This is a genomic window from Microvirga massiliensis, assembly GCF_001006805.1.
Lineage (GTDB): Bacteria > Pseudomonadota > Alphaproteobacteria > Rhizobiales > Beijerinckiaceae > Microvirga > Microvirga massiliensis.
This window is the reverse complement of the sequence record NZ_LN811397.1, coordinates 1-2,112: the sequence shown is the minus strand read 5'-3', so window position 1 is coordinate 2,112 and position 2,112 is coordinate 1. Positions and strand designations below refer to the sequence as shown.

2 protein-coding genes are annotated in these 2,112 nt (G+C 66.3%); both read left to right on the top strand.

Annotated features, from left to right (window positions below):
* A partial coding sequence (locus BN1233_RS50440) for a recombinase family protein (protein WP_244471100.1) occupies positions 1–403 on the top strand: 403 nt, incomplete at its 5' end.
* Positions 404–419: 16 nt separating this feature from the next.
* Complete coding sequence (locus tag BN1233_RS42490; RefSeq protein ID WP_244471101.1) at positions 420–2,084, top strand: recombinase family protein; 1,665 nt, start codon at positions 420–422, stop codon at positions 2,082–2,084.
* The last annotated feature ends 28 nt before the right edge of the window (positions 2,085–2,112 follow it).

The window sequence follows — 2,112 nt, the reverse complement described above, 5'->3', positions numbered from 1 at the left end:
CCGGAGGCCGGCCATGATCTCTGACAAGATCCGGGCCCATCACCTGGAGCGCAAGGCGCTGCTCTATGTGCGGCAATCCTCGGCCCATCAGGTTCTGCACAACCGCGAGAGCAGCGCGCTGCAATATGCCATGCGGGATCGGCTGACGGCGCTGGGCTGGTCTGAGATCGAGGTCATCGATGACGATCTCGGGCGCTCCGCCGCGGGCGGCGTCCCGCGCGCCGGCTTCGAGCGGATGGTCGCACAAGTGTGCCTCGGCCAGGTCGGCGCCGTCTGCGCGCGTGAGGTCTCGCGCTTCGCTCGCAACAGCCGGGACTGGCAGCAGCTGATCGAGATGTGCCGCGTGGTCGACACCGTGCTGATCGATCAGGAGACACCTCTCAGCGCCCCGGCACGGCAATGACCGGCTGCTGCTGGGATTGAAGGGCAGCCGCAATGAGTACGAGCTTGATCTCCTGCGCCAGCGCTCGCTCGCGGCCCGCTACGAGAAGGCACGCCGCGGCGAACTCGTCATCAGCGCACCGGTGGGCTTCGTGAAGGCTGGCGATCGGTATGAGAAGGATCCCGACCGGCGGGTGCAGGAAGCGATCACGCTGGTCTTCGACAAGGTGCTGGAACTGGGCAGCGCCAGGCAGGCGCTGCTCTGGTTCCACGAGCATGATCTTGATCTGCCGGTGAAGCAGAACAACGGCGATGTCATCTGGCGCCGACCCCACTCAGCGACCATCCACCGGATGATCGAGAACCCGATTTACGGCGGCGCCTATGCCTATGGTAAGACGGCGGCCGGAACAGAACTGGGGACCGCCGGCAATGGGGTGAAGGTCCGCCGCAAGGCGCGCGCCGACTGGCTGGCTCTGCGGCCGGGTGCCCATGAGGGCTATGTTAGCTGGGAGAAGGCCGAGACGATCCGCACGATGGTCAGCCGCAACGTTCCCACCAGCCGCCACCATGGTGCGCCAAAGCATGGCGATGCCCTGCTCGCCGGCCTCATCCGCTGCCGGCGTTGCGGGCGCAAGCTGACGCTCCGCTACTCGGGCGCCCAACATCAGATCCCCCGCTACAGCTGCAGCCGCGGCTGGATGGACAATGCCGAACCCCGCTGCATCGCCTTCGGCGGCTTGCGTGTCGATGACGCCATCGCGGAGGCGCTCCTCACCATTGTTGGCCCCGGCGCCATCGCGGCCGCCGTCGCTGCGGAGAAGGAAGCGGGCCAGCGGCGCGATCAGATAGGCGACGCGCTTCGGCGCGATCTCGAAGCGGCCCGCTATGCGGCGGAGCGCGCCTTCCGGCAATACGATGCCGCCGATCCGGCCAACCGGCTGGTGGCGGGCGAACTGGAGGCGCGCTGGAACAAGGCACTCGCCCGTATTGCGGAGGTCGAGGGCAAGATCGCCGCCCACAATGTGAATGTACCAGCTGCTGTCATGGCCCCGACGGCACTCGCCGCATTGGCCGCAGACCTGAAGAGCGTGTGGGCGGCATCCTCGACCGATGCACGACTGAAGAAGCGCATTGTGCGCACCGTGATCCAGGAGATCGTCGCCGATCTCGATCCGGAGGCGGCCGAGATCATTCTCGTGGTCCACTGGATGGGTGGCGCCCACAGCGAGATGCGTCTGCCCAGACGCCGCCGCGGTCAGCGCAACAGCACGTCAGCCGATGTGATTGCAGCCGTTCGCCACCTCGTGCTGATTGCCCACGATGAGGTCATCGCCGGTGTCCTCAACCGGAATGGCCTCGTCACGGGTCATGGCAACCGCTGGACACGCGAGCGCGTCACCGCGCTGCGCTCGCATCACCGCATTCCCGTGCACAAGCCGGCCGCGAACGGCATCGCGCCGTGGCTCAACCTCAGTCAGGCGGCAAGGCTCATGCGCATCGCGCCCAAGACGCTCAGACGGGCGGCGGAGACCGGAGAGATCGAGGCGATCCATCCCCTGCCTGACGGTCCTTGGATCTTCGCCCGCGCCGCGCTCACGACAGCAGCTGCCCAGTCCATCACCGAGCGGGCCAGGCAGAACCCGAAATACCCCACGGGATCGCATCCCGATCAACAAAATCTCTTCTCTTCAATGACATAGACAGATGGGTGTTCTGATGCGCGGTTGT